The 22,700-nt window shown below is 67.1% G+C and carries 24 protein-coding genes and 1 pseudogene; 15 read left to right on the forward strand and 10 right to left on the reverse strand.

Features of this window, described 5'->3' with window-relative positions; translation table 11 throughout:
- Positions 1-20 precede the first annotated feature (20 nt).
- The 9 genes and pseudogenes from trpA to arsC form a co-directional block, all read right to left on the reverse strand.
- Entirely contained in the window at positions 21-836 is an 816-nt protein-coding gene (trpA, locus tag U1700_RS01625) for a tryptophan synthase subunit alpha (RefSeq protein WP_332749568.1), read from the reverse strand.
- Positions 833-1,996 (reverse strand): tryptophan synthase subunit beta, encoded by a 1,164-nt coding sequence (gene trpB, locus U1700_RS01630; protein ID WP_332749569.1) that lies wholly within the window; start codon positions 1,994-1,996, stop codon positions 833-835. Before trpB ends, trpA begins: the two co-directional genes overlap by 4 nt.
- Positions 1,997-3,358 carry a bifunctional indole-3-glycerol-phosphate synthase TrpC/phosphoribosylanthranilate isomerase TrpF gene (gene trpCF / locus U1700_RS01635; protein ID WP_332749571.1) on the reverse strand — a complete coding sequence of 454 codons (1,362 nt, stop codon included), beginning with the start codon at positions 3,356-3,358 and terminating at the stop codon, positions 1,997-1,999.
- Positions 3,351-4,382, reverse strand: coding sequence for an anthranilate phosphoribosyltransferase (gene trpD, locus U1700_RS01640; RefSeq protein WP_332749573.1), 1,032 nt, complete (start codon positions 4,380-4,382; stop codon positions 3,351-3,353). Before trpD ends, trpCF begins: the two co-directional genes overlap by 8 nt.
- Positions 4,379-4,972 carry an aminodeoxychorismate/anthranilate synthase component II gene (locus U1700_RS01645; protein ID WP_332749574.1) on the reverse strand — a complete coding sequence of 198 codons (594 nt, stop codon included), beginning with the start codon at positions 4,970-4,972 and terminating at the stop codon, positions 4,379-4,381. The genes trpD and U1700_RS01645 overlap by 4 nt, the downstream gene beginning before the upstream one ends.
- Positions 4,969-6,531, reverse strand: a complete 1,563-nt coding sequence (locus tag U1700_RS01650) for an anthranilate synthase component 1 (protein ID WP_332749575.1) — start codon at positions 6,529-6,531, stop codon at positions 4,969-4,971. Before U1700_RS01650 ends, U1700_RS01645 begins: the two co-directional genes overlap by 4 nt.
- Entirely contained in the window at positions 6,528-7,541 is a 1,014-nt protein-coding gene (aroF, locus tag U1700_RS01655; RefSeq protein ID WP_332749576.1) for a 3-deoxy-7-phosphoheptulonate synthase, read from the reverse strand. The genes U1700_RS01650 and aroF overlap by 4 nt, the downstream gene beginning before the upstream one ends.
- Positions 7,542-7,725: 184 nt before the next feature.
- Positions 7,726-8,404 (reverse strand): annotated as a pseudogene (locus U1700_RS01660) (aquaporin).
- Positions 8,401-8,817 carry an arsenate reductase (glutaredoxin) gene (arsC, locus tag U1700_RS01665; protein WP_332749577.1) on the reverse strand — a complete coding sequence of 139 codons (417 nt, stop codon included), beginning with the start codon at positions 8,815-8,817 and terminating at the stop codon, positions 8,401-8,403. Before arsC ends, U1700_RS01660 begins: the two are co-directional and overlap by 4 nt.
- A gap of 76 nt (positions 8,818-8,893) precedes the next feature.
- On the opposite strand from arsC, the gene U1700_RS01670 reads away from it, so the two are divergent.
- From U1700_RS01670 to hisIE, 8 genes are read left to right on the forward strand one after another with little or no spacing between them, the layout of a single operon-like run.
- A complete protein-coding gene (locus U1700_RS01670; RefSeq protein ID WP_332749578.1) occupies positions 8,894-9,208 on the forward strand; it encodes a YerC/YecD family TrpR-related protein in 315 nt (104 codons plus the stop codon).
- The gene (gene hisG / locus U1700_RS01675) at positions 9,205-10,089 is read left to right on the forward strand and encodes an ATP phosphoribosyltransferase (RefSeq protein ID WP_332749580.1); all 885 of its coding nucleotides are present in this window, start codon (positions 9,205-9,207) and stop codon (positions 10,087-10,089) included. The genes U1700_RS01670 and hisG overlap by 4 nt, the downstream gene beginning before the upstream one ends.
- Positions 10,089-11,342 (forward strand): histidinol dehydrogenase, encoded by a 1,254-nt coding sequence (hisD, locus tag U1700_RS01680; RefSeq protein ID WP_332749582.1) that lies wholly within the window; start codon positions 10,089-10,091, stop codon positions 11,340-11,342. Before hisG ends, hisD begins: the two co-directional genes overlap by 1 nt.
- The gene (hisC, locus tag U1700_RS01685) at positions 11,339-12,988 is read left to right on the forward strand and encodes a histidinol-phosphate transaminase (RefSeq protein WP_332749584.1); all 1,650 of its coding nucleotides are present in this window, start codon (positions 11,339-11,341) and stop codon (positions 12,986-12,988) included. The genes hisD and hisC overlap by 4 nt, the downstream gene beginning before the upstream one ends.
- Entirely contained in the window at positions 12,985-13,566 is a 582-nt protein-coding gene (gene hisH, locus U1700_RS01690; RefSeq protein ID WP_332749586.1) for an imidazole glycerol phosphate synthase subunit HisH, read from the forward strand. The genes hisC and hisH overlap by 4 nt, the downstream gene beginning before the upstream one ends.
- Positions 13,563-14,306, forward strand: coding sequence for a 1-(5-phosphoribosyl)-5-[(5-phosphoribosylamino)methylideneamino]imidazole-4-carboxamide isomerase (locus U1700_RS01695; RefSeq protein ID WP_332749587.1), 744 nt, complete (start codon positions 13,563-13,565; stop codon positions 14,304-14,306). Before hisH ends, U1700_RS01695 begins: the two co-directional genes overlap by 4 nt.
- The gene (gene hisF, locus U1700_RS01700; RefSeq protein ID WP_332749589.1) at positions 14,306-15,070 is read left to right on the forward strand and encodes an imidazole glycerol phosphate synthase subunit HisF; all 765 of its coding nucleotides are present in this window, start codon (positions 14,306-14,308) and stop codon (positions 15,068-15,070) included. Before U1700_RS01695 ends, hisF begins: the two co-directional genes overlap by 1 nt.
- Entirely contained in the window at positions 15,067-15,678 is a 612-nt protein-coding gene (gene hisIE / locus U1700_RS01705; RefSeq protein ID WP_332749591.1) for a bifunctional phosphoribosyl-AMP cyclohydrolase/phosphoribosyl-ATP diphosphatase HisIE, read from the forward strand. Before hisF ends, hisIE begins: the two co-directional genes overlap by 4 nt.
- 29 nt (positions 15,679-15,707) lie before the next feature.
- Here hisIE and U1700_RS01710 read toward each other — a convergent pair whose 3' ends face one another.
- Positions 15,708-17,459 (reverse strand): PHA/PHB synthase family protein, encoded by a 1,752-nt coding sequence (locus tag U1700_RS01710; RefSeq protein WP_332749594.1) that lies wholly within the window; start codon positions 17,457-17,459, stop codon positions 15,708-15,710.
- A gap of 92 nt (positions 17,460-17,551) precedes the next feature.
- Here U1700_RS01710 and U1700_RS01715 point away from each other — a divergent pair, with 92 nt between their 5' ends.
- The 7 genes from U1700_RS01715 (at position 17,552) to U1700_RS01745 (ending at position 22,662) form a co-directional block, all read left to right on the forward strand.
- Positions 17,552-18,184, forward strand: a complete 633-nt coding sequence (locus tag U1700_RS01715; RefSeq protein WP_332749596.1) for a trimeric intracellular cation channel family protein — start codon at positions 17,552-17,554, stop codon at positions 18,182-18,184.
- 44 nt (positions 18,185-18,228) lie between these two features.
- Positions 18,229-19,407 (forward strand): LL-diaminopimelate aminotransferase, encoded by a 1,179-nt coding sequence (locus U1700_RS01720; protein WP_332749598.1) that lies wholly within the window; start codon positions 18,229-18,231, stop codon positions 19,405-19,407.
- A gap of 73 nt (positions 19,408-19,480) precedes the next feature.
- Positions 19,481-19,894, forward strand: a complete 414-nt coding sequence (locus U1700_RS01725; RefSeq protein WP_332749601.1) for a hypothetical protein — start codon at positions 19,481-19,483, stop codon at positions 19,892-19,894.
- 36 nt (positions 19,895-19,930) lie between these two features.
- Positions 19,931-20,410, forward strand: a complete 480-nt coding sequence (locus U1700_RS01730) for a DUF2721 domain-containing protein (RefSeq protein WP_332749603.1) — start codon at positions 19,931-19,933, stop codon at positions 20,408-20,410.
- Between the two features lie 56 nt (positions 20,411-20,466).
- Positions 20,467-21,453, forward strand: a complete 987-nt coding sequence (gene glpX, locus U1700_RS01735) for a class II fructose-bisphosphatase (RefSeq protein WP_332749605.1) — start codon at positions 20,467-20,469, stop codon at positions 21,451-21,453.
- Between the two features lie 226 nt (positions 21,454-21,679).
- Positions 21,680-22,255, forward strand: a complete 576-nt coding sequence (locus U1700_RS01740; RefSeq protein WP_332749607.1) for a helix-turn-helix transcriptional regulator — start codon at positions 21,680-21,682, stop codon at positions 22,253-22,255.
- A 65-nt stretch (positions 22,256-22,320) separates the two neighbouring features.
- Positions 22,321-22,662, forward strand: coding sequence for a hypothetical protein (locus U1700_RS01745; RefSeq protein WP_332749609.1), 342 nt, complete (start codon positions 22,321-22,323; stop codon positions 22,660-22,662).
- The last annotated feature ends 38 nt before the right edge of the window (positions 22,663-22,700 follow it).

The following is a 22,700-nucleotide window of genomic DNA, read 5'->3' on the forward strand; positions in this document are numbered from 1 at the left end:
GGTTTCGGTTGCGGTATGATTCAGCGTGCCGTCGCGGCTTTCATCTGGGCGACGAACGCCTCGATCTTCGTGGTGGAGTCCGCTTCGGTCACCAGCGCGACAATTGCCGAGCCGCTGATGACCCCCGCGACGCCCGAGGCGACCGCGGCGCGAACATGATCGGGGGTCGAAATGCCGAAGCCGAGCACCGGCGGCGGGGCACCCGCGTCGGCCAGTCCGGCGAACAGCGCGGCGTGATCGAGCGACAAGGCATCGCGCATCCCGGTGACCCCGGCGCGTGCGACGCAATAGGTGTAGCCCGAGGACAAGGCGGCGATGGTCGCGAGCTTGTCGGCGGCGGTGTTGGTCGCGGCGATCATGACGAGGTCGAGCCCGGCCTCGCGCGCCCAGGCGGCATAGGGTTTCGCCTCAAGGCTGGGCACGTCGGCGATGAGGATCGAGTCGGCGCCGCACGCCTTGGCATCCGCCATGAACCGGGCCTCGCCGCGCGCCGCGAGCAGGTTGGCGTAGGTCAGGATGCCGATCGGGATGGCGGGATGTTTCGCACGCAATTCGGCGATGCGGGCGAAGGCGTCATCGACCCGGGCGCCATTGGCCAGCGCGCGGATGGAGGCGGCCTGGATGACCGGGCCGTCGGCGACGGGATCGCTGAACGGGATGCCGACCTCGATCATGTCGGCGCCGCCATTGGCGCAGGCGTCGAGGTGCGCCGCGCTGGTTTCGGGATCGGGATCACCGAGCATGAGGAAGGCGCCGAACGCGGCTTCATTGCGCTGGGCGAGGCGCTGAAACATCTCGGTGTAGCGGCTCAACGGCCGATGCTCGGGGCGGCTCACTTGAGCAACTCCCGCGCCTGGGTCATGTCCTTGTCGCCGCGCCCCGACAGGTTGATGAGGAGGATCTGGTCTTCATCGGCCTTCGCCATTTCAAGTGCGTGGGACAGCGCGTGGGCGCTTTCGAAGGCGCAGACGATGCCCTCCTTCCGCGCGAGCAGGACGAACGCGTCGAGCGCGGCCTGGTCCTCGCAGCCGACATATTCGGCGCGGCCGATATCCTTCAGATGGGCGTGTTCCGGGCCGACCCCGGGATAATCGAGCCCGGCCGAAATTGACCAGCTTTCGGCCACTTGCCCGTCGCTGTCCTGGAGCAGCAGGGTCGAGGCGCCGTGGAGAATGCCGGGCGATCCGCGCAGGATCGTCGCGCCATGCTCGTGGCCGTGGAGGCCCCTTCCGGCGGGTTCGACTCCGATCAGCCGGACCGCTTCGTCGGCGACAAAGTCGGCGAAGATGCCGATCGCGTTCGACCCGCCGCCGACACAGGCGATGACCGCGTCGGGCAGGCGGCCCTCGATCTCGAGGATCTGCTCGCGGGATTCCTTGCCGATGACGCGCTGAAACTCACGGACCATCAGCGGAAACGGGTGCGGCCCGGCGGCGGTGCCGAGGATATAATGGGTGTCGGCGAAGCTGGCGGTCCAGTCGCGCAATGCCTCGTTGACCGCGTCCTTGAGGGTCTTGGAACCCGACACGACGGGGACCACGGTCGCGCCCATCAGCTCCATGCGGAAGACATTGAGGGACTGGCGCGCAATATCCTCGGCGCCCATGTAGATTTTGGTCTCCATCCCGAACAGCGCCCCGGCGAGCGCGGTGGCAACGCCGTGCTGGCCGGCCCCGGTCTCGGCGATCAGCTTGGTCTTGCCCATGCGCTTCGCCAGCAGCGCCTGCGCCAGCGTCTGGTTGGTCTTGTGTGCCCCGCCGTGGATCAGGTCTTCGCGTTTCAGATAGATGCGGGTGCGCTCGCTGCCGAGGTTGCGGCAGCGGGTCAGCGGGGTCGGGCGCCCGGCATAGGTGGTGAGCAGGTTCTGGAGCTCGGCGTTGAACGCCTCGTCTTCCTGCGCATCAAGGAACGCCGCCTCGAGCTGTTCGAGCGCGGGGACGAGGATTTCGGGGACGTAAGCGCCGCCGAAGCGCCCGAAGCGGCCGGACTGGCGCATCTAACGGGCCCTGCTGGCGGGGCGGAGGGCAGTGAACAGAGCGGCCATCTTGACGGGATCCTTGATGCGGGGCTGGGCTTCGACGCCCGAACTGAGGTCGATGCCGTAGGTCCCGACGCGAGCGGCGGCGGCGGCGTTGGCGGGGGTGATTCCTCCGGCGAGGAAGGCGGTGGCGAGGTCGCGGCGGCCGTCGAGCAGGGTCCAGTCGAACGTCTGCCCGGTTCCTCCGGTCCCGCTGTCGAACAGGGTGCGGTCGGCGGCGTCGCACACCGCCTCGGCGCCGTCGCGGCTGACTGCCCAGACTTCGCCGGCAAAGCTGCGCTTGATCCGGGCGATGGCCGAATAGCCCGCGCCTCCGTGGAGCTGGACCGCGGCGAGGCCGAGGTCTTCGGCAAGGTTGGCGACCATCTCGGGATCGGCGTCGCGGAACACGCCGACGGGGGTAAGGCCGAGGCTGCGCGCGTGTTTGACCAGCGGCGCGGCCTGCGCCTCGGTCAGCGCGCGCGGCGTGCCGGGGGCAAGGATAAAACCGGCGTGGGTGGCGCCAAGTGCGGCGGCGAGCGCGACATCCTCGTCGCGCGCGAGGCCGCAAATCTTGACCCGGCCGAAGACCAGCGCGCGCGCGGCCTCGCGGACATCGGGCGCGGCCATCAGCGATGAGCCGACGAGGAAGGCGTCAACGTGGCGGCCGAGCCGCTCGACATCGGCGCGGGTGGCGATGCCTGATTCGGAGATGAGAATGGCGTCGGGCGGGGCGAGGGGGGCGAGGCGCATGGTGACGGCGAGGTCGGTGGTGAGGGTCTTCAAGTCGCGGTTGTTGATGCCGATGATTTTGGCGTCGAGGGACTTGGCTCGGGCGAGTTCTTCCTCGTCATGAACTTCGGTGATGACATCCATGCCCAGCCGTTGCGCCTCAGCATAGACGGCGGAAGCTTCGGCATCGGTCAGTACCGACAGCATCGCCAAGGCGGCATCGGCCCCGGCGGCGCGCGCTTCGATTAGCTGGCGCGGGTCGACCACGAAATCCTTGGCCAGGATCGGCCCGTCGAAGATTGCGCGGACGGTGCGCAGATCGTCGATCGAGCCGCCGAAATAAGGGCCGTCGGTCAGCACGCTGATGGCGTCGGAGACCCCGGTGTAGGCGCGCGCGACGTCGGCGGGATCGACAGTGCTGCGGTGCCCCGAGGGCGAGGCGCGCTTGACTTCCATGATGAAGCGCGCGCCGGGCTGGGACAAAGCGGCGGCGAGGCTGCGCGTCGTCGGCTCGACCCCGGCGCGCAGGTCATCGGCGGTCCGGTTACCGAACCGCGCGGCGACGTCGATCCGCTTCGCCGCGACGATTTCGCCCAGCACATCAGCCACGGCTTGCCTCCACCCAATGATCAAGGACCCGTCCCGCCGCGCCCGATCCGAGCGCGTCGAGCGCCTGCCCGGTTCCGTCGCGAAGATTGTTCGCGCACCCTGCGGTCATCAATAGCGCACCAGCGTTGAGGGCGACAATATCGCTCTCGGCGGGCTCCCCCCGGCCGTCGAGCAGCTGGCGTAGGCGGGCGGCGTTTTCGGGCGCATTGCCGCCCGTCACGGCGGTCAACGGCGCGCGTTCCAGTCCTGCGTCCTCGGGGGTGATGCAAAGTTCGTGAAGTTCGCCGCCCGACAGGCGGATGGCACGAGTTTCGCCATGAAGCGCAACCTCGTCGAGCCCGGAGCCATGGACCACAAGGGCTTCCTTCGCCCCCATCGCGGCGAGCGTCTGGGCGATGCGGCGGAGCAGGCGCGGATCGGCGACCCCGAGCAATTGCACCGGGGGCCGCGCCGGGTTCACGCACGGGCCGAGCAGGTTCATCACGGTACGCACCTGCAACTGACGGCGGACGAGCGCGGCATGCTTCATCCCCGGGTGATACATCGGCGCGTAGAGGAAACAGAAGCCGGTATCATCGAGGTTTCGGCGGCCAAGCGCGGGATCGACTTCGATCCTCGCCCCCAACGCTTCGAGGACGTCGGCCGAGCCGCATTTCGAGCTGACCGAGCGATTGCCATGCTTGGCAATCGGCAGCCCGCAGGCAGCGGCGACGAAGCCCGCAGCGGTCGAGACATTGATCAGACCCGAACCATCGCCGCCGGTCCCGCAGCAATCTGCGTAGAGATAGTCGGGGCGATCGAACGGCAGCGCCGCTTCGAGCAACGCTGTCGCCGCTCCGATCATTTCATCGACGGTCTCGCCCTTCATCCGCAGCGCGACGAGGGTCGCGGCAATCTCGGCGGGTTCGAGCTTGCCGAGCACGAGGCGTTCGAACAGGTGCTGGCTATCCTCGATCGGGAGATCCTCGCCCGAGAGCAATTTGGGGAGCGGATTGGGGACGGGTCCAAGGTCGAGGAAGGTCATAGGACGGGCTCCGGAACCTTGGTGGCGGCCCACGCCAGGATGTTGGCCAGCAGCGGATCGCCCATCGGGGTGAGGATCGATTCGGGATGGAATTGAAGCCCGACCTGAAGGGCCTTCTCGTCGCTGATCGCCATCGCCATCCCATTGATCTCGCCATGGACGGTGAAATTGGCCGGGGGGTTTGGCGTGCACAACGAATGGTAGCGGCCGACGGCGAGCGGGTTGGGCAGCCCGGCGAAGGGCCCCTGCCCGTCGTGGCGCATCAGGCTGGTCTTGCCATGGACAATGGCCGCGGCGCGCTCGACCGTGCCCCCGGCTTCGAGCACCATCGCCTGATGGCCGAGGCAGATACCGATGAGCGGAACGCGGCCCTTGGCCAGCGCGATCAATTCCATGCAGCAGCCGGCGTCGCGCGGGTGGCCGGGGCCGGGGGAAAGCATGATCATCATCCCCTCGCGCCGGGCGCGATCGAGCGCGGCGGACGCCGAAATGCTGTTGCGGACGACCTTCACATAGGCACCGAGCCGGGCGCAGCTATCGGCCAGGTTGAAGGTGAAACTGTCCCGATTGTCGATCAGCAAGATTTTCATGCTGCAACCTTTGCGTGAAACGAAAAACCCTTGATCGCGGCGAGGATTGCACTCGCTTTCTGGCGGGTTTCGGCCGTTTCGGAAACCGGGTCGCTGTCATGGACGACCCCTGCCCCGGCGCGGACTTCGGCGATGCCGTCGACCACCAGCGCCGAGCGGATGACGATGCTCGTATCCATGCTGCCGTCACTCGCGATCCAGCCGACCGCGCCGCCATAGGGACCGCGGGCGCTGGTTTCGGCCGCGCGGATCAGTTCGAGCGCGCGCAATTTCGGCGCCCCGCTCAACGTCCCGCACGTGACGCAGGCGATCAGCGCGTCAATTGCGTCGCGGTCGGTTTCGAGGCGGCCTTCGACGCGGCTGACGAGGTGCATGACGCGAGCGAACCGCTCTACCGACAGCAGGGTCGCGACGCGGCGGGTGCCCGGCTCGGCGACCCGCGCGACGTCGTTGCGGGCCAGGTCGACCAGCATCATATGCTCGGCGACTTCCTTCGCATCGAGGCGAAGGTCGGCCTCCATCCGGTCGTCCTCGTCGATTGTCTTTCCGCGCGGGCGGGTGCCGGCGATCGGGGTGACGACGACGATCCGCTCGTCGCCATCGCGGCGGACGGCGACCGCGGTCTCGGGCGAGGCGCCGAACAGCGTGCCAAATTCGCTGTCGACGAAGAACAGGTAGCGGCTGGGATCGGCGGCGGCGAGGCGCGCGAAGGCGGCAGCAGGATCGGCGCAGGGGGTGCGAAAGGCCCGGCTCGGCACGACCTGGAAGACGTCCCCGGCGGCGACATTATCCTTGAGACGCGCGACCACATCGGCATAGCCGGCGTCGTCGAGATCGGTCGTCACTTCGGCCTCGCCCGATCCTTCAGCGACCATCGCGGGGGCGCCAATCTCGCGCGCGAAGTCGATCCGGGCGGAGAAGTTGGAGAGCCTTTCCTGGGCAAGGCTGCGCTGGCGATGCGCCGTGGTGGCATCGTCGCTGCCAAAGGCGGTGCAGATCAGCCGACCGGCGCCGGTCGCATCGACCACCACCAGGCTTTCGGCGAGCCAGAAGACATAATCGGGGAAGTCGCTCGTTGGTCCTGCCGGCAGATCCTCGAACAGGTCGACATGGTCGAAGCCAACGACCCCGGCTGCGGTCAGCGCAAAGGGTTCGTCGCGGTCCTGCGGAACGTGGCCGAAGGCCAGCGCGCGCAGGACATCGAACGGTGATCTGGCGTGGGCACGGTCAAATTCCTCCGGCGCGTCGCAGCGGGTGAAGCGCGCCACCAGCCGATCATCGGCGCGTGTCGCAATGGCGTCGCCGAGCACGGCCGAGAGCCCGGCAAGCGCCACGCGCCCACTCTCGGTCAGCGCGGTCAGCACGACCTCCTGCCCGCGGCACACTGCCTTGATCGCCGCCGCCTCGACGATCAGCGCGGGGCCGCCGGTCCGCTGGATGAACAATGGCGGGGTGCCCTTGCCGTCGGCGAGCAGCGCGGCGTGGAGGTCACGCGCGACGACCGGCCCGGCGAGGCGCCGGACGAGGCTTGCTGCGGTTCCGGCGCCCAATGTGCTCACAGGTTGCGCCCGACCACCGGCAGGAGTTGCGCCAGCTGCTTGCCGAGCGCCTCGAACTGCGCCGGATAAAGCGATTGCGCCCCGTCGCACAGCGCGACCGTCGGGTCGTAATGCACTTCGATCATCAGCCCGTCGGCCCCGACCGCAGCCCCCGCCAGCGCCATCGGCGTGACCAGGCTGCGAATGCCCGTGCCGTGGCTTGGGTCAACCACCACCGGCAAATGACTCTTCATCTTGAGCAACGGCACGGCCGAAAGGTCGAGCGTGTTGCGCGTCGCCGTTTCGAACGTGCGGATGCCACGCTCGCACAGCACGACCTGGTCATTGCCCTCGGCCAGGATATATTCCGCCGCCAGCAGCAAATCCTCGACCGTGGCCGACATGCCGCGTTTCAGCACGACCGGGGTTCGCGTCTGGCCAACCGCCTTCAACAGCGAAAAATTCTGCATGTTGCGCGCGCCGACCTGGATCGCGTCGGCATGGCGCGCGACGAGTTCGACATCGCTGCTTTCGAGCACCTCGGTGACGACCGGCATGCCGACCTGCTTGCCGACCTCGGCGAGCAACAGGAGCGCGTCGCCGCCATGGCCCTGGAAGGAATAGGGCGAGGTGCGCGGCTTGAACGCGCCGCCGCGAAGGATCCGCGCGCCGCCGGCTTTCGCGGCTTTGGCGCTGGCCAGCAGCTGGGTCTCGTTCTCGACCGCGCAGGGTCCGGCGATGAGCGCAAACCGGCTGCCGCCGATGCTGACCCCGCCGATATTGACGATCGTGTCGTGCGGATGAAGCTCGCGGCTGACCAGCTTGTAGGGCGCCAGGATCGGCTTGACCGCCTCGACATAGGGGTGATTTTCGAGCGCGAGATCTGCCAGGACGCGCTCGTCGCCAAGCGCGCCGAGCACGACCCGCTCGCTGCCCGGCATGTGCAGCGGGCGAAGGCCCTTGGCCTCGATCCGCTCGAGCAGTTCCTGGACCGCCTCGTCAGGGACATTGGGCTTCATTACGATGATCATTGGAAATTTCCTGAGCGCAAATGGCGAAAAAAAAGGCCCGCGAAACGCGGACCCGGGGACATCGTCACAAGACGAGAATCAACCGCGCGCGCGCCATCGTTGCGAGGAGCGCCACCAGGTCAGGCTGCTGAGCGAGTTGATCGACATGGCGGCCAAATGCGCGAACGGGATATCTTTTGTCAACTCAGGATTTTTCAGGCGCGTCGCCGTCGAACAGATAATGGGCGACCAGCGCGGCCAGTCCCGCCCCCGCCAACTGTGCCGCGACGAACAGCGGGACGTCCGCCGGGGAAATTCCGGCGAAACTGTTGCTGAGGCTTCGCGCGACGGTGATCGCGGGGTTGGCGAAACTGGTCGACGAGGTGAACCAATAGGCTGCGGTAATGTATAGGGCGACCGACGCCGGGACTGCGGCAAGGGCGATGGCGGACGGTGCCGAGGATCGTCAAGATCAACCCGAACGTCGCCAGCGCCTCGCTTGCCGCCTGGCCGATGCCGCTGCGCGCCTTGACCGAAAACTGCACGATCGGAAGTTCGAACATCAAATGCACGCACCACACGCCAAGGATCCCGGCACCAAGCTGGACGAGCGAATAAGCAGCAGCATCGCGGGCCGGCAAATCGCCCCGGATCGCCGCGACGATCGACACGGCGGGGTTCATATGCGCCCCCGAAATCGGGCCAAGCATGGTGATCAGCACGAACAGCATCGCCCCCGTCGCGGCGGTATTGCCGAGCAGTGCGACCGCATCATTGCCGCCCGCCAGCGCCTCGCCCATGATCCCCGAGCCGACGACGGTGGCAAACAACAGGAACGAGCCAAGCGCTTCGGCGACCAGGCGGCGCGGCAGCGGCGGGGTCATGCCGCGGGGGGTTCGGCAGGCACGACGATGTCGCCGTCTTCCTTGAGAAATGCCCCCTGTTGCGGGGGCAAGAGGTCAAGCACCTGCTCCGATGGGCGGCACAGCTTGACCCCCTTGAGCGACACTACAACCGGGCGGTTCATCAAGATCGGGTGCGCCACCATTGCGTCGATCAACGCCGCATCGGACAGCGAGGGGTCGCCCAGACCGAGCTCGGCGAACGGCGTGCCCTTCTCGCGCAGCAGCGAACGCGCCCCGGTGCCGATCCGCTTGACCAGGCTTTCGATCATCGCGCGGCTCGGCGGGCACTTTAGATAGTCGATGATATGGGGTTCGACCCCGCTGTTACGGATCAAGCCGAGCGTGTTGCGCGACGTGCCGCACGCAGGATTATGATAGATGATGACGTCCATGACGGGCATATATCGGCCAACCCGGCGCGGCGCCACTTGCATCTGCCGTATCATTGTTCTATCATGCTGTAACAATATGACCGCCGCCGCTCCCGCCCGTCCCGTCGAGGACCTTGCCGCCGTGCTGGCCGCGCTTCGCTCGGACGATGAGGCGCGGGCGCTGCTTCGCGACCTGTGCACCCCGGCCGAAATCCGCACCTTGGCCGAGCGGTGGCAGGTGGCCCGATTGCTCGATGCGGGGCAGCTTACCTATCGCGAAATCCACGATGCGACGGGGGTCAGCACGACCACCATCGTGCGGGTCGCGCGGTTCTTGAAAGAGGAGCAGAACGGCGGATACCGCCTGCTGCTCGACCGCCTCTCGCTCGACAAATTGAAAGAGCCCAAGTGACCGACCGCAGCCGCCTTCACATCGCCATCCAGAAATCGGGCCGCCTCAGCGACCAGAGCCGCGACTTGCTGAAAGGTGCTGGCCTTCGCGTGCAGGGGGCGAAGAATGCGCTGACGGCGCGGGCGGAGAATTTTCCGCTCGACCTGATGTTCGTCCGCGACGACGACATCCCGACCTTCGTCGCCGACGGAGTGTGCGAGCTGGGCATCTGCGGCCAGAATGTGCTCGAGGAATATGCGCTGGGGTTCGCGAGCCCGCGCTTCGAGACCGTTGCAAGCCTGGGCTTCGGGCGCTGCAGCCTCAAGATCGCGGCGCCGGAGGGCATGGCATATGAGACGGCGATGCTGGCCGGGCAGCGGATCGCCACCAGCTATCCGCGCCTCACCCAGCGTTTCCTTGCCGAGCGCGGGATCGAGGCCGAGATCGTCACAATGAAGGGCGCGGTCGAGCTCGCCCCGCGCCTCGGCATTGCGAAGTTCGTCTGCGACCTCGTCTCGACTGGGGCGACGCTGGAGGCCAATGGGCTGGCGGCGGTTGAAACCGTATTTGCCAGCGAGGCGGTGCTGGTCCGCACGCTGAAGCCCGTCGCTCCGGCGCTGGCCGAGCGGGCGACCGCGCTGATGACCCGCATCAACGGGGTCATCGCGACCGCAGAATCAAAGTATATCGTCCTCAACGCGACCGAGGAATCGCTTGCCGAAATCGCGCGGATCCTGCCTGGCGCCGAGGCTCCGACGGTGATCCCGCTGGCGGGGCGGCCGGGCCATTATGCGGTCCAGGCGGTGTGCCAGGAATCGGTGTTCTGGGAGACGCTGGAGAAATTGAAGGCGGCCGGCGCGTCGGCGATCCTGGTCATGCCGATCGAAAAGATGATGCTGTAATGCGTATCGTCGCCAACAAGCCCGGCGCGCTCGATCGCCGGACGCGGAGCGAGGACCCCGTCTTCCGCGAGGCCGTTGCCGCGATTGTGCAGCGCGTGCGCGAAGGCGGCTGGGACGCGCTCGTCGCCGAAGCGGAGCGGATCGACCGGGCGCCGCCGCGCCTTGTCGAGGTCGCGCCCTTCGCCGCGCAAGCCCGCGCGACATGGCCCGCCGAGACGCTGGCGGCGGTCGAGCTCGCCTTCGCCAATGTCACCAAATTCCACGAGGGCACCCGCCCGCGCGACGCGATGGTCGAGACGATGCCGGGGCTGACCGTCGCCAAGGAGTGGCGCGCGATCGACCGGGTCGGGCTCTACGTCCCCGGGGGCAACGCGCCCCTGTTCTCGACCCTCCTCATGCTCGCCATCCCCGCCCGCGCCGCCGGGGTGCGCGAGATCGTCGTGGTCACCCCGCCGCGCGCCGACGGCGGGCTCGACCCGGCGATTGCGCTGGCGGCGGAGATGTGCGGGATCGACGCGATTTGGACCGTCGGCGGGGCGCAGGCGATTGCCGCGCTGGCCTTCGGTGCAGGCGACATCGCGCCCGTTGCCAAGATCGCCGGCCCCGGCAATGCGTGGGTCGCCGCAGCCAAGGCAATGGTCGCGAGCACCCCCGGCGGCCCCGCGATCGATTTTCCCGCGGGACCGAGCGAGCTGCTTGTCATCGCCGACGCCAGCGCCGATCCCGCGACCGTCGCCGCCGACTTGCTCAGCCAGGCCGAGCATGACCCCGACGCCGAGGTCGTGCTGGTCACCACCGACGCCGCGCTGGCCGAGCGGGTGATCGCCGAGGCCGACCGTCAGCTCGCCGACATTCTTCCCGCGCGCGCCGCGATGGGGCACGCCAGGGCAGTTATCGTCCCGACCCTCGCCGAGGCCGTGGCGATCGCCAACGACTGGGCGCCCGAGCATCTCAGCCTTGCCGTCGCCGACCCCGAGGCGCTGGTCCCCCTCATCCGCAACGCCGGCGCGATCTTCGTCGGGCATGGCGTGGCGGAAAGCTTCGGCGACTATCTCGCCGGCTCGTCCCACGTCCTCCCCACCGGGGGCGCCGCGCGCGCTTATGGCGGAGTGACGGTGCTCAGTTTCATGAAGGAAGTCAGCGTGCTCCGCGCCACCCCCGCCGCGTCGCGCGCTGTCGCCGCGTCAGCTGCTGCCTTGGCGCGGTTGGAAGGGCTTGAAGCCCACGCAAGAGCAGCGGAGTTGCGCGCATGATATCGCTCGCCCAGCGCCTCGCCCGCCCGGAGATCCTCGCCCTCCCTCCGACCGATACCGCGGCGGCTGCGGGCGGCGCCCCGATCGGCCGCTCGATCAAGCTGGACGCCAACGAAAATCCGTTCGCGCCCTTGGTCGCGGGCAGCATCGCCGCGTCGGTGAATCGCTACCCCGAGCCGCAACCCGTCGCGCTCCGCCAGCGCCTCGCCGACCTCTACGGCTGCGCGCCTTCGCAGCTTTGGGCGACGCGCGGCAGCGACGACGCGATCGACCTGCTCATCCGCACCTTCTGCGTCCCCGGCACCGACAGCATCGCGATCGTCGAGCCGACCTTCTCGGCCTATGCGCAATTTGCCCGGGTGCAGGGCGCGCGGGTCATCTCGGCCCGGCTGACCGATGACCTGCTATTCGACGCGGAGGCCGTGATCGCGGCGTGCGTGGACGCCAAACCAAAACTGCTCTTCCTGTGCACCCCCAACAACCCGACCGGCACTCCGGTCGACCCGGCCGACGTGCTCGCCATCGCGCGGGCGCTCCCGGACACACTGGTCGTCGCCGACGAGGCCTACATCGAGTTTGCCGACACGCCGAGCCTCGTGCCGCAAGTAGGGGGCAACCTTCTCGTCCTGCGCACCCTGTCGAAGGCTTATGGTTTGGCGGGCGCGCGCATTGGTTGCCTCATCGCCGACCCCGAGATCATCGAACTGGCGTCGCGCGCATCCCCCCCCTACCCGCTCCCGAGCCTCTCCATCGCCGCGACTCTTGACGCGCTGGCGGCCGAGCGGATGCCGCTCCACGCCGAGCGCATCGCGCGGCTCAAAGCCGACCGCGACGCCCTTGCGTCCCGGCTCCGCGCCGTTCCCGAAATCCAGAGCATCCGCACCGGCGGCAACTTCCTGTTCCTTGAAGTGGCCGACCCCGCTGCCTTGGCGCAGCGCCTCGCCGCCGCCGGAATCCGCCTCCGCTTCCGCCCCAATGCAGCGCCGGGCGGGGTCCGCGTCACGGTCGGCACCGAGGCCGAAAATGCCGCAATGCTCGCGGTGTTCGGGCTCACCGAAACCACCCGCCCGGGCCGCCGCGCCGAACTCGTCCGCGACACAAAGGAGACCCGCATCGCGGTCGCGATCGACCTCGACCGGTCTGAGCCGCGCTCGATCCACACCGGGATTGGCTTCTACGATCACATGCTCGACCAGGTCGCGGCGCACGGCGGGTTCAGCCTGACCCTCGCTTGTACCGGCGACCTCGAGATCGACCCCCACCACAGCGTCGAGGACATCGCGCTCGCGCTCGGCGCGGCGTTGAGGCAGGCGCTCGGCGACAAGCGCGGGATCGGCCGCTTCGGCTTCGCCCTGCCAATGGACGAGGTCCGCGCCGAGGTCCTCATCGACCTTTCCGGCCGCCCGTTCAGCAAGTTCGACGGCCACTTCGACACCCCCGAGGTGGGCGGCCTGCCGACGCAAATGGTCCCCCACATCTTCCGCAGCCTGGCGGATTCGATGGCCTGCGCGATCCATGTGAAGGTCGAGGGCGACAATGACCACCACAAGGTCGAAGGCTGCTTCAAGGCGTTCGGCCGCGCGCTGCGCATGGGGCTGTCGGTCGGCGGCAGCGATACGCTGCCCAGCACCAAGGGGGTCCTTTGACCGTCTCCATTCTCGACCTGGGCTATGGCAATGTGGAATCAATCCGCCTCGGCTTTGCCCGGCTTGGCGCCGAGGTCGCGCTGGTGAAGACCCCGGCTGACGTCCTCGCCGCCGAACGTCTCGTTCTCCCCGGGGTCGGGGCAGCGGGCTATGCCATGGAGCAGCTCCATGCTCTCGGGATCGTCGACTCAATTCGCGCCCGCACCAAGCCCCTCCTCGGTATTTGCCTTGGCATGCAGCTGATGTTTGACGGATCGGACGAGGCCGACACCGAGTGCCTCGCCCTCGTCCCCGGCCGCGTCCGCGCGATGGCCCCGGCGCCGGGCAAACCCATCCCCCACATGGGCTGGACGCCCGTGCACGATGTCGCCCCGGACATCGGGCTGAACGACGGCGACCACGTCTATTTCGCCCACAGCTTCGCCTGCGACGACGGTCCCGCCACCGCCGCCCGCATGACCTACGCCGATCCCCTCCCTGCCGCGCTTCGCCATGGCCATTTGTGGGGCGCGCAATTCCATCCCGAGCGCTCGTCCGCACCCGGCGCCGCCTTTCTGAATGCCTATCTCAGCGCATGATCCTCTATCCCGCCATCGACCTCATCGCCGGCCGCTGCGTCCGCCTGAGCCAAGGCGATTTCGATCGTGAGACGGGCTATGATGAAGCCCCCGCTAATGCGCTGATCCGTTTTGCCGATGCCGGGGCAAGCTGGGCGCACGTCGTCGACCTCGACGGTGCCCGCGCCAAGGAACCCCGTCAGCACGCCCTCCTCGCCGACCTCGCGAAAGCATCCCCACTTAAGTTGCAGGTTGCCGGCGGGATTCGCACCCCCGATCACGTTGCCGCCCTCCTCGACGCCGGAGTCGCCCGCGTCGTCGTCGGCAGCCTCGCGGTCAACGATCCCCCCGCCTTCACCGCCCTGCTCGACACATTCGGCCCCGACCGCCTGACCCTCGCGCTCGATGTCCGCATCGCGGGCGAGATCGTCGATCGCGGCAAGGCGATGGTCGCCACCCACGGCTGGGCCGAGGGATCGGGCCAGAGTCTCGACGAGGTGCTCGACCAGTTCCCGGCCGTGCGCCACCTGCTCGTCACCGACATCGGTCGCGACGGAATGCTTACTGGCCCCAACATCCCGCTGATTCAGGCGATCGTCGACTGGTATCCCGCAGTCGCGCTGCAGGCTTCGGGCGGGGTCGCGACCCTCGACGACCTGGCGCTCCTGCTCCAGTCGGGCGCCGACGGGGCGATCGTCGGCAAGGCGCTGTGGGAAGGCCGCTTCACCGTCGAGCAGGCGCTGAAGGCGGCGGACGCGTAATGCCCACGGCCAGGATCATCCCCTGCCTCGACGTCGCCGAAGGGCGCGTGGTGAAAGGCGTCAAGTTCCGTGACCATCGCGACGTCGGCGACATTGTCGACCTCGCGCTGCGCTATCGCGACGAGGGCGCCGACGAACTCGTATTCTACGACATCACCGCCAGCGCCGAAGGCCGCGGGGTCGATACCGCCTGGGTCCACCGCGTCGCCGCCGTGATAGACATCCCGTTCTGCGTCGCGGGCGGGATCCGCAGCGTCGACGAGGCGGCGCGCGTGCTCGAAAGCGGCGCCGACAAGATTTCGGTCAACTCCCCCGCGCTCGAACGCCCCGAGCTGATCGCCGAACTGGCCGACGCCTTCGGGCGGCAGTGCGTCGTCGTCGGCATCGACAGCCTCGTGGCGGCTGATGGTCGCTGGATCGTCAAGCAATATACCGGCAAGCCCGAAGCGACGATCGACGCGGGGCGCGAGACGGTGGCGTGGGCGACCGAAGCCGTCCGCCTAGGCGCGGGCGAGATCGTGTTGAACTGCATCGACCGCGACGGGGTGCGCCAGGGCTATGACCTCGCCCAGACCGCTGCGATCATCCCGCTGGGCGTCCCCGTCATCGCTTCGGGCGGCGCCGGCACGGTCCAGCATTTTGCCGACGCATTCGGCGCAGGCGTCAGCGGCGCGCTCGCCGCGAGCGTGTTCCACGACCGCCGCATCGCCATCCCCGACTTGAAAGCCCAGCTTCGCGCAATGGGTGTGGAGGTTCGCCTGTGACTGAGTTCGATCCCAAGACGCTCGATTGGGCCAAGATGGACGGCCTGGTCCCGGCGATCGTCCAGGACGCCGCCTCGGACGAAGTCCTTATGCTCGGTTACATGGACCGCGCCGCCCTCGACGCGACGCTGGCCGAAAAGATGGTCACCTTCCACAGCCGCTCGAAGAACGCGCTGTGGCGCAAGGGCGAGACCAGCGGCAACATCCTCGACCTCGTCGAGGTGCGCATGGACTGCGACCAGGACGCGTTACTCGTCCTCGCCACCCCCAGAGGCCCGACCTGCCACACTGGCACGACCAGCTGCTTCGGCGACCAGGGCGCGCCGGGCGTCGGCTTCATCGGCGAGCTGGAACGCGTCATCCAGTCCCGAGCAGGCGCCGACCCTACCACCAGCTACACCGCGAAACTTCTAACCGAAGGCCCCGCAAGAGCCGCGCAAAAGGTCGGCGAAGAAGGGGTCGAAACAGCGCTTGCTGGGCGATGCGGCGATGACGCGGAGCTGATCTCGGAAGCTTCGGATTTGGTCTATCACCTTACGGTGTTGCTGAAGGCGCGAGGATTGGCGTGGGGTGATATCGTGGGGGAGCTTCAGTCCCGTCATCAATGACCGGATCCGACCCTGATGAAGCGTCGCGATTATCTAGCTTTGACAAACCGCCCCGGCGCATCCTCGATTGCCTTGTGCTTGCCCATCCCCGGCACCCGCGCCCCTTTGACCGCGACCGTTTTCGGCGCCCGTTCGCGCAGCCACTCGATCCAGTCGGGCCACCAGCTGCCCTTATGCTCGGTCGCGCCCTCGACGAACGAGGCCAGGCTCCTGGCATCCTCGGCCCCGCGCCAATATTGATATTTGCCAAGCGCGGGCGGGTTGACCACCCCCGCGATATGTCCCGACCCCGCGAGCACGAACCGCTTGGGACCGGACAGGAAATCCATCAGCTTCCACACGCTTTCGGGCGGGGCGATATGATCCTCGCGCCCGGCCTGGATATAGGCCGAAGTCCGGATCTTCTTGAGGTCGATCGGCGTCCCGTCGACCGTGATCGCCCCCGCCTTGACCAGCAAATTCTGCTTGTAGAAACGGTCGAGATAATCGCGGTGCCAGGAGGCCGGCAAATTGGTCGTGTCGCCGTTCCAGTGGAGCAGGTCGAACGGCGCCGGCTCCTGCCCCATCAGGTAGTTATTGACGACATAGGACCAGATCAGGTCGCGCCCGCGCAGCAGGTTGAAGGTCGCCGCCATGTAGCGCCCGTCGAGATACCCCTTGTCCTCGGTCAATTGCCCCAGCAGCCCCATCGTCTCGTCGCCCAGGAACAGCGTCAGGTCCCCGGCGTCGGCAAAATCGACCTGCGCGGTGAAGAAGGTGACGCTCGCTACCTTGTCGGCCTCGCCCCGCGCGGCGAGCAGTGCCAGCGTCGCCGCCAGTGTCGTCCCCGCGACGCAATAGCCGATGGTGTGGACCGCCGGCACGCCGAGCGCCTCGCGGATCACGTCGACTGCCTCGATCTGCGCCGCGACATAATCGTCCAGGGTCACGTCGGCGAGGCTCTCGTCGGCCGATTTCCAGCTGACCATGAACAGCGACACGCCCTGGCCCACGCACCACTTCACGAATGATTTTTCGGGCGTGAGGTCAAGGATGTAGAAGCGGTTGATCCACGGCGGGAAAATCACCAGCGGCGTCGCCAGCACGTCGGGCGTGGTCGGCGCATAATGGATCAGCTGGAATAGGCGCGTTTCGTGGATCACCTTGCCCGGGGTCATCGCCAAATTGCGGCCAAGCTCGAACGCCCCGGCCTTGCTCTGGCTCATCTGCCCGGCCTTGATGTCGCCCAGCATGTTGCTCAGCCCGTTGAGCAGATTGTCGCCCTTCGTCTCCAGCGTGCGCTTCATCACTTCGGGGTTGGTCAGTGCGAAGTTGGACGGCGACATTGCATCGACAAAGCTTTTTGTCGTGAAGCGCAATTTCTGCCGCGCGGCCTCGTCGAGGCCATCGATCTTGTCGACCGATCCCAAAAGCTGGTCGGAAATGGCGAGATAGGTTTGGCGGATGGTGTCGAACAACGGATAGTCGTGCCATTCGGCCGCGCCGAAGCGGCGGTCGCGAACTTCGCCCGCCTTTTCGAAGCCGGTCAGCATCTGGCCCCATGCCTCAAGGCCCTTGGACCACGCCTCGGCCCCCGCCGCGAGCCACGGCATCGGGTCGGGCAGGCTTGCCGGGATGGCGGCGGCGGTGGGCAGGGCGCCCTCGTCTTTGCCCGCGCGCTCGGCCCAGGCATTCATCATCATCTGCTGCGCGCGTCCCATGACGAGCGTCCAGTGCTGCCAATCCTCGAGCCCGGGGACGGAGGCGGCGGGTGTGGTGGCGGAGTCGGGCTTGTCGGTCATGGGGCGATCCTAACCGTCTTTGCGAGCGGAGCGAAGCAATCCATTCTCGCCGCTGGGTTGATTCGTCGCATCGCTCCTCGCAATGACGAAATATGCCCCCGGTCCTCCCCACTCCGTCAATCCCCGACACGCTCTACCTGCTCGACTATTTCGGGCTGGCGGTGTTCGCCATTTCAGGCGCGCTGCTCGCCGCCGAGCGCCGCCAGACCCTGGTCACCTTCCTGTTCTTTGCGGTCGTCACCGGGGTCGGCGGGGGCACGCTGCGCGACCTCCTCATCGGCGCGCCGGTGTTCTGGGTGCACCAGAATATCACCTTGGGCATCTGCCTCGCCGCCGGGCTCGCCGTCTGGCTGACCGCCCGCCACCATTGGAACGAGCGCGCCTTGCTGTGGTTCGATGCACTCGGTCTCGCCGCTTACTCGACTTATGGCGCGTCCAAGGCGCTGGGCCATGGCGTCGCGCCGATCCCGGCCTTTGCGATGGGGGTGCTGACCGCCTGCGCCGGGGGCATCATCCGCGACGTGCTGGCAGGCGAGCCGTCGATCCTGATGCGGCCCGAGATTTATGTCACCGCAGCGGCGCTGTCGTCGGCGCTGTTCGTCGCGCTGACTGTCGTCGGGCTTCCTGCCCTCCCCGCCGCAGCGGTCGCCTTCGTCGCGGCTTTCGCGCTTCGTGGCCTTGCCATTGCGCGCGGATTAAAACTTCCCGGCTATACCGCCCGCTAGTTTTTTTCTTCCGCAGCGCAGCAAAATCCGCCAGACGGGATCCCATGGACGAAGAATTCTACCGCATCCGCCGCTTGCCCCCCTATGTCTTCGCCGAAGTCAACGCGATGAAGGCCGCGGCGCGCGCGCGCGGCGAGGACATTATCGACCTTGGCATGGGCAACCCCGACGGCGCCCCGCCGAAGCATGTCATCGAAAAACTGTGCGAAGTCGCGTCAAAGCCAACCGCGCACCGCTACTCGGCGTCCAAGGGGATTCCAGGACTGCGAAAGGCCCAGGCCGCCTATTACAAGCGCCGCTGGGACGTCGACCTTGATCCCGACAGCGAAGTCATCGTCACGCTGGGCTCGAAGGAGGGGCTCGCCAACCTGGCGCAGGCGATCACCGCGCCTGGCGACGTCGTGCTTGCGCCCAACCCGTCCTATCCAATCCATACCTTCGGCTTCATCATCGCCGGCGCCGCGATCCGGTCGATCCCCGCCGCGCCCGGCCCTGAATTCTTCGACCGGCTCGAAATGGCGATGCGCTATACCGTGCCGCGGCCCAAGGTGCTGGTCGTCGGCTATCCGTCAAACCCGACCGCCTATGTCGCCGACCTGCCCTTCTACCAGCGGCTGGTGAACTTCGCGCGCGAGCATGACCTCATCGTCATTTCCGACCTTGCCTATGCCGAGATTTACTTCGGCGAGGTGCCGACCCCGTCGATCCTCCAGGCCGAGGGCGCGAAGGAGGTCGCGGTCGAGTTCACGTCCATGTCCAAGACCTATTCGATGGCCGGCTGGCGGATGGGCTTTGCGGTCGGCAACAAGCGGCTGATCGGCGCGCTGACCCGGGTCAAATCCTACCTCGATTATGGCGCCTTCACCCCGATCCAGGCCGCCGCTACCGCCGCGCTCAACGGCCCGCAGGACATTATCGCCGAAAATCGCGCGCTCTATAAGAAACGCCGCGATGTGCTGGTCAAAAGCTTTGCCAACGCCGGCTGGACGATCCCCGTCCCGCAAGCGAGCATGTTCGCCTGGGCGCCGATCCCCGAACAGTTCGCCAAGCTTGGCAGCATGGAATTTTCCAAGCAATTGCTGACCCACGCCCATGTCGCGGTCGCTCCCGGGGTCGGCTTCGGCGAGGAAGGCGAGGGCTTTGTCCGCATCGCGCTGGTCGAAAACGAGCAGCGCCTGCGCCAGGCCGCGCGCGGCGTGAAGAAATTGCTCTCGTGCCAATAGCTGATCGAACGCGTCTATTCATCGCCGCGACAGGAAGCGGGGCGCAGGCGGGCAGTTCGGAAAGGTCGGTGCCATGATCAAGTTTCTCGCCGCGCTCGCGTTCGTTACGGTCCCCACCCTCGCCGCCGCCCAGAACGTCCCCGGGGTCGCCCCCGTCACGCCGCAGGCCGCCAGTGAGACGTCGCAGTCGTCGACCGCCTCCGAACGCCGCCTGACCCCTGAACAGGTCGATGCAATCCTGGCGAAAACCGGAAAGCGCCCCGCCGATGCGGTGGTTGGCGAAAGCGGCGTCGGCGAAGGTCCCGCAACCGGCATCACTGAAGCCCGCCCCTGCCCGACCAAACCGCATGGCGAAATGGGGGTCGAGATGGGCAGCGGCGGCTATTCGGGGACCTATGGCGCCGCCGTCGTCCCGCTCGGCTGCAACGCGGCGGTCGCCATTTCGGTCGGAACCAGCAGCTCCAACGGCCGCTACCGCCGCCGCTAATTGGTATTTTCGCGGCGCGCCGTGCATAGCGCGGGGATGCTGATTCCCGATTTCAACACGACCAACACCGAAGTCGCGACGGTCATCCAGTCGGCGGTGGCGCCGGTGTTCCTCCTTGCCGGGATCGGGGCCTTCCTCAACGTCTGTGTCGGCCGCCTCGCGCGGATCGTTGACCGTTCGCGCAACCTCGAGCCCAGGCTGCTCGCCAGCCGCGGCGTCGAACATGACCGGATTATCGAGGAACTCCACCTGCTCGATCGGCGAATTCGGATCGTCAACGCGGCCGTCCTGTTCTCGGTCAGCGCGGCGGTGCTGATCTGCCTCGTTGTCATCCTGCTGTTCGCCGGGCGCCTCGTCGGCCTCCAGTTCGGGACCGAAATCGCGCTGCTGTTCATCGCCGCGATGCTGACCACCGCCGGCGGCTTCGCGGTGTTCCTCTACGAGACCAGGCTGGGCACGACGGCGGTCCGCGTCCGCTCCCATTTGCTCGAGCATCGGGTCGAGGACCCTGACTAATCTCGACAACCCCCGCCCCCGCATCTATCGCCCGCGCACCAGTTCAGGAGCCATCAATGTCCGAAACACCGCGCGCCAGTAGCGTCCTCGACCGCGTCCTCGTCCTCGAAATGGTCCGAGTGACCGAAGCCGCCGCGATCGCCGCGGCCCGGCTGGTCGGCCGCGGCGACGAGAAGGCCGCCGATGCCGCCGCCGTCGAAGCGATGCGCGCCGCACTCAACGAACTCCCGATGGACGGCACCGTCGTCATCGGCGAGGGCGAGCGCGACGAGGCGCCGATGCTTTATATCGGCGAGAAAGTCGGCTCGGCGCAGGGCACTGGCCCCAGGATCGACATTGCGCTCGACCCGCTCGAAGGGACGACGATCACCGCCAAGGCCGGGCCCAACGCGCTTGCCGTGCTCGCCATCGCCGAGCAGGGCCACCTCCTCAACGCCCCCGACACCTATATGGACAAGATCGCGATCGGCCCCGGCTATGAGCCCGGCCTCGTCAGCCTGACCCGCTCGCCGACGCAGAATGTCACCGCGCTGGCCAAGGCCAAGGGGGTCGAGGTCGGCGAGATCATGGCCTGCGTGCTCGATCGCCCGCGCCACTCGGCGATCATTGCAGAGCTTCGCGCGCTGGGCTGCGGGATCATGCTCATCCCCGATGGCGACGTCGCCGGGATCATCGCCACGACCGATCCCGACACCGGGGTCGACATTTATCTGGGCCAAGGCGGCGCGCCCGAGGGCGTGCTAGCCGCCGCCGCGCTGCGTTGCATCGGCGGGCAGATGGAAGGCCGGCTGTTCTTCCGCAACGACGACGAGCGCGCCCGCGCCCGCCGCTGGGGGATCGAGGATCTCGACCGCATTTACCAGCTTGAAGAAATGGCCAGCGGCGACTGCATCTTCGCCGCCACCGGGGTAACCGACGGATCGTTGCTGTCGGGCGTCAAACGTCTTCGCGGCGGACTGCTCAAGACTGAAAGCATCGTCATGCGCGCCAGTTCGGGCACGGTGCGGCGAATCACTGGTGAGCATTACAAGGGCATGGTCTGAACTGATACAGTTTAAGCCAGGAATTTCATGTATGCTAAAACTCTTTCCGGCAGCCTATTTCGGCATCGCACGGTAGTCGCCCCATATTGTCTTGCTGTATTAACTTGCAGCACATTCAGACTATTAACTCTTAGCGTGCAACTTGCGGTTCAAGCCTGTAGGCTGTCGCCAAGTTGGGGGACGGTTCATGGCAACTGCGGCTTCGTCGCTGAGGGAGTTTAACGCGATGGACCATCCGGATATCCGGCCGGTCGACCGCTTGACCAAGGGGCAGGCGGATTGCCTGCGCCTTGTCGCCCAGCATCTGTCGTCAAAGGAAATCGCGCTCCAGCATGGCATTTCGCCGCACACCGTCGACCAGCGCATCCGCGGCGCGCTACAGGTGCTGGGGGTCGAACGGCGCAGCCAGGCGGCGCGAATGCTGATCGAGGGCGACCAGCGGTCGGGCGCCCTTCAGCCCCAGCCCCCGTCACGGCCCCCGGCCGCATATCAGCCATTGATACATCAACCGCCGTACATCGCCGAACCAGATAATATTGCGCATCAAAGCGGGGCGATCAGTTATCAGATTCGGCACGCTGATCGTGCAGAGGGGGCCGGGGATACCGGCTTCGAAACCGAGCAGAAGACGCTTTCCCGGTCCCCTTTGGTTTTGCCGTTCGCAACGAGGAGCCATCCCAGCAATGAGATGAGCGTCGCTCAGAAACTGACCTGGATAGTCGGCATCGCGATTGGCACGACCTTTTCGGCGGGAATGTATCTCGCCGGTCTGGAAAGCCTCTCCCGGTTGATGGGTCACTGATACGGCGCTGATCCCTGATGCTGGCCCAGCCATCCCGCACTTCGAGCCGGGGCAAAGGAACAGCCATGCGCAAACAGATGATCGAGAACGCCGCCTTCGATGTCGCCGAGCAGGTCCGCACGGTCGAGGATACGATCGACAACGCCCTTTCCGAGATCGCCGAGCTTCAGGGCCGCATGATGCGCGCGCGCAGTGTCGCCGGCGTCGGCGTCCGCACCGGGCATGACGCCCTCGAGCATCTTGCCACCACGCTTCATTCGCTGGTCGTCGCCCGTGGCGGGATGGGCAATTGCCACGCCGCCCTGCTCGACGCCAAGTCGGTCGTCCCGGGCCTTCGCACGGTCAGCTTCGGCGACGCCGAATGTCCCCCCAAAACCGCCGTCGCGCCGCTGCGCGTCGTTGCCTGAGATGATGCTGGCCGGGTCGCTTTGCTGCGGTCCGGCCG

This window comes from Sphingomonas sp. RB1R13 (genome assembly GCF_036663775.1).
Taxonomy (GTDB): domain Bacteria; phylum Pseudomonadota; class Alphaproteobacteria; order Sphingomonadales; family Sphingomonadaceae; genus Sphingomicrobium.

Excerpts from the sequence above, each read along its gene's own strand:
- trpB (WP_332749569.1), bottom strand. The coding sequence starts at position 1,996 with ATGCGCCAGTCCGGCCGCTTCGGGCGCTTCGGCGGCGCTTACGTCCCC.
- trpD (WP_332749573.1), bottom strand. The coding sequence starts at position 4,382 with ATGACCTTCCTCGACCTTGGACCCGTCCCCAATCCGCTCCCCAAATTG.
- U1700_RS01645 (WP_332749574.1), bottom strand. The coding sequence starts at position 4,972 with ATGAAAATCTTGCTGATCGACAATCGGGACAGTTTCACCTTCAACCTG.
- aroF (WP_332749576.1), bottom strand. The coding sequence starts at position 7,541 with ATGATCATCGTAATGAAGCCCAATGTCCCTGACGAGGCGGTCCAGGAA.
- arsC (WP_332749577.1), bottom strand. The coding sequence starts at position 8,817 with ATGGACGTCATCATCTATCATAATCCTGCGTGCGGCACGTCGCGCAAC.
- U1700_RS01670 (WP_332749578.1), top strand. The coding sequence starts at position 8,894 with ATGACCGCCGCCGCTCCCGCCCGTCCCGTCGAGGACCTTGCCGCCGTG.
- hisD (WP_332749582.1), top strand. The coding sequence starts at position 10,089 with ATGCGTATCGTCGCCAACAAGCCCGGCGCGCTCGATCGCCGGACGCGG.
- hisC (WP_332749584.1), top strand. The coding sequence starts at position 11,339 with ATGATATCGCTCGCCCAGCGCCTCGCCCGCCCGGAGATCCTCGCCCTC.
- U1700_RS01695 (WP_332749587.1), top strand. The coding sequence starts at position 13,563 with ATGATCCTCTATCCCGCCATCGACCTCATCGCCGGCCGCTGCGTCCGC.
- hisF (WP_332749589.1), top strand. The coding sequence starts at position 14,306 with ATGCCCACGGCCAGGATCATCCCCTGCCTCGACGTCGCCGAAGGGCGC.
- U1700_RS01710 (WP_332749594.1), bottom strand. The coding sequence starts at position 17,459 with ATGACCGACAAGCCCGACTCCGCCACCACACCCGCCGCCTCCGTCCCC.
- U1700_RS01715 (WP_332749596.1), top strand. The coding sequence starts at position 17,552 with ATGCCCCCGGTCCTCCCCACTCCGTCAATCCCCGACACGCTCTACCTG.
- U1700_RS01720 (WP_332749598.1), top strand. The coding sequence starts at position 18,229 with ATGGACGAAGAATTCTACCGCATCCGCCGCTTGCCCCCCTATGTCTTC.
- U1700_RS01725 (WP_332749601.1), top strand. The coding sequence starts at position 19,481 with ATGATCAAGTTTCTCGCCGCGCTCGCGTTCGTTACGGTCCCCACCCTC.
- U1700_RS01730 (WP_332749603.1), top strand. The coding sequence starts at position 19,931 with ATGCTGATTCCCGATTTCAACACGACCAACACCGAAGTCGCGACGGTC.
- glpX (WP_332749605.1), top strand. The coding sequence starts at position 20,467 with ATGTCCGAAACACCGCGCGCCAGTAGCGTCCTCGACCGCGTCCTCGTC.
- U1700_RS01740 (WP_332749607.1), top strand. The coding sequence starts at position 21,680 with ATGGACCATCCGGATATCCGGCCGGTCGACCGCTTGACCAAGGGGCAG.
- U1700_RS01745 (WP_332749609.1), top strand. The coding sequence starts at position 22,321 with ATGCGCAAACAGATGATCGAGAACGCCGCCTTCGATGTCGCCGAGCAG.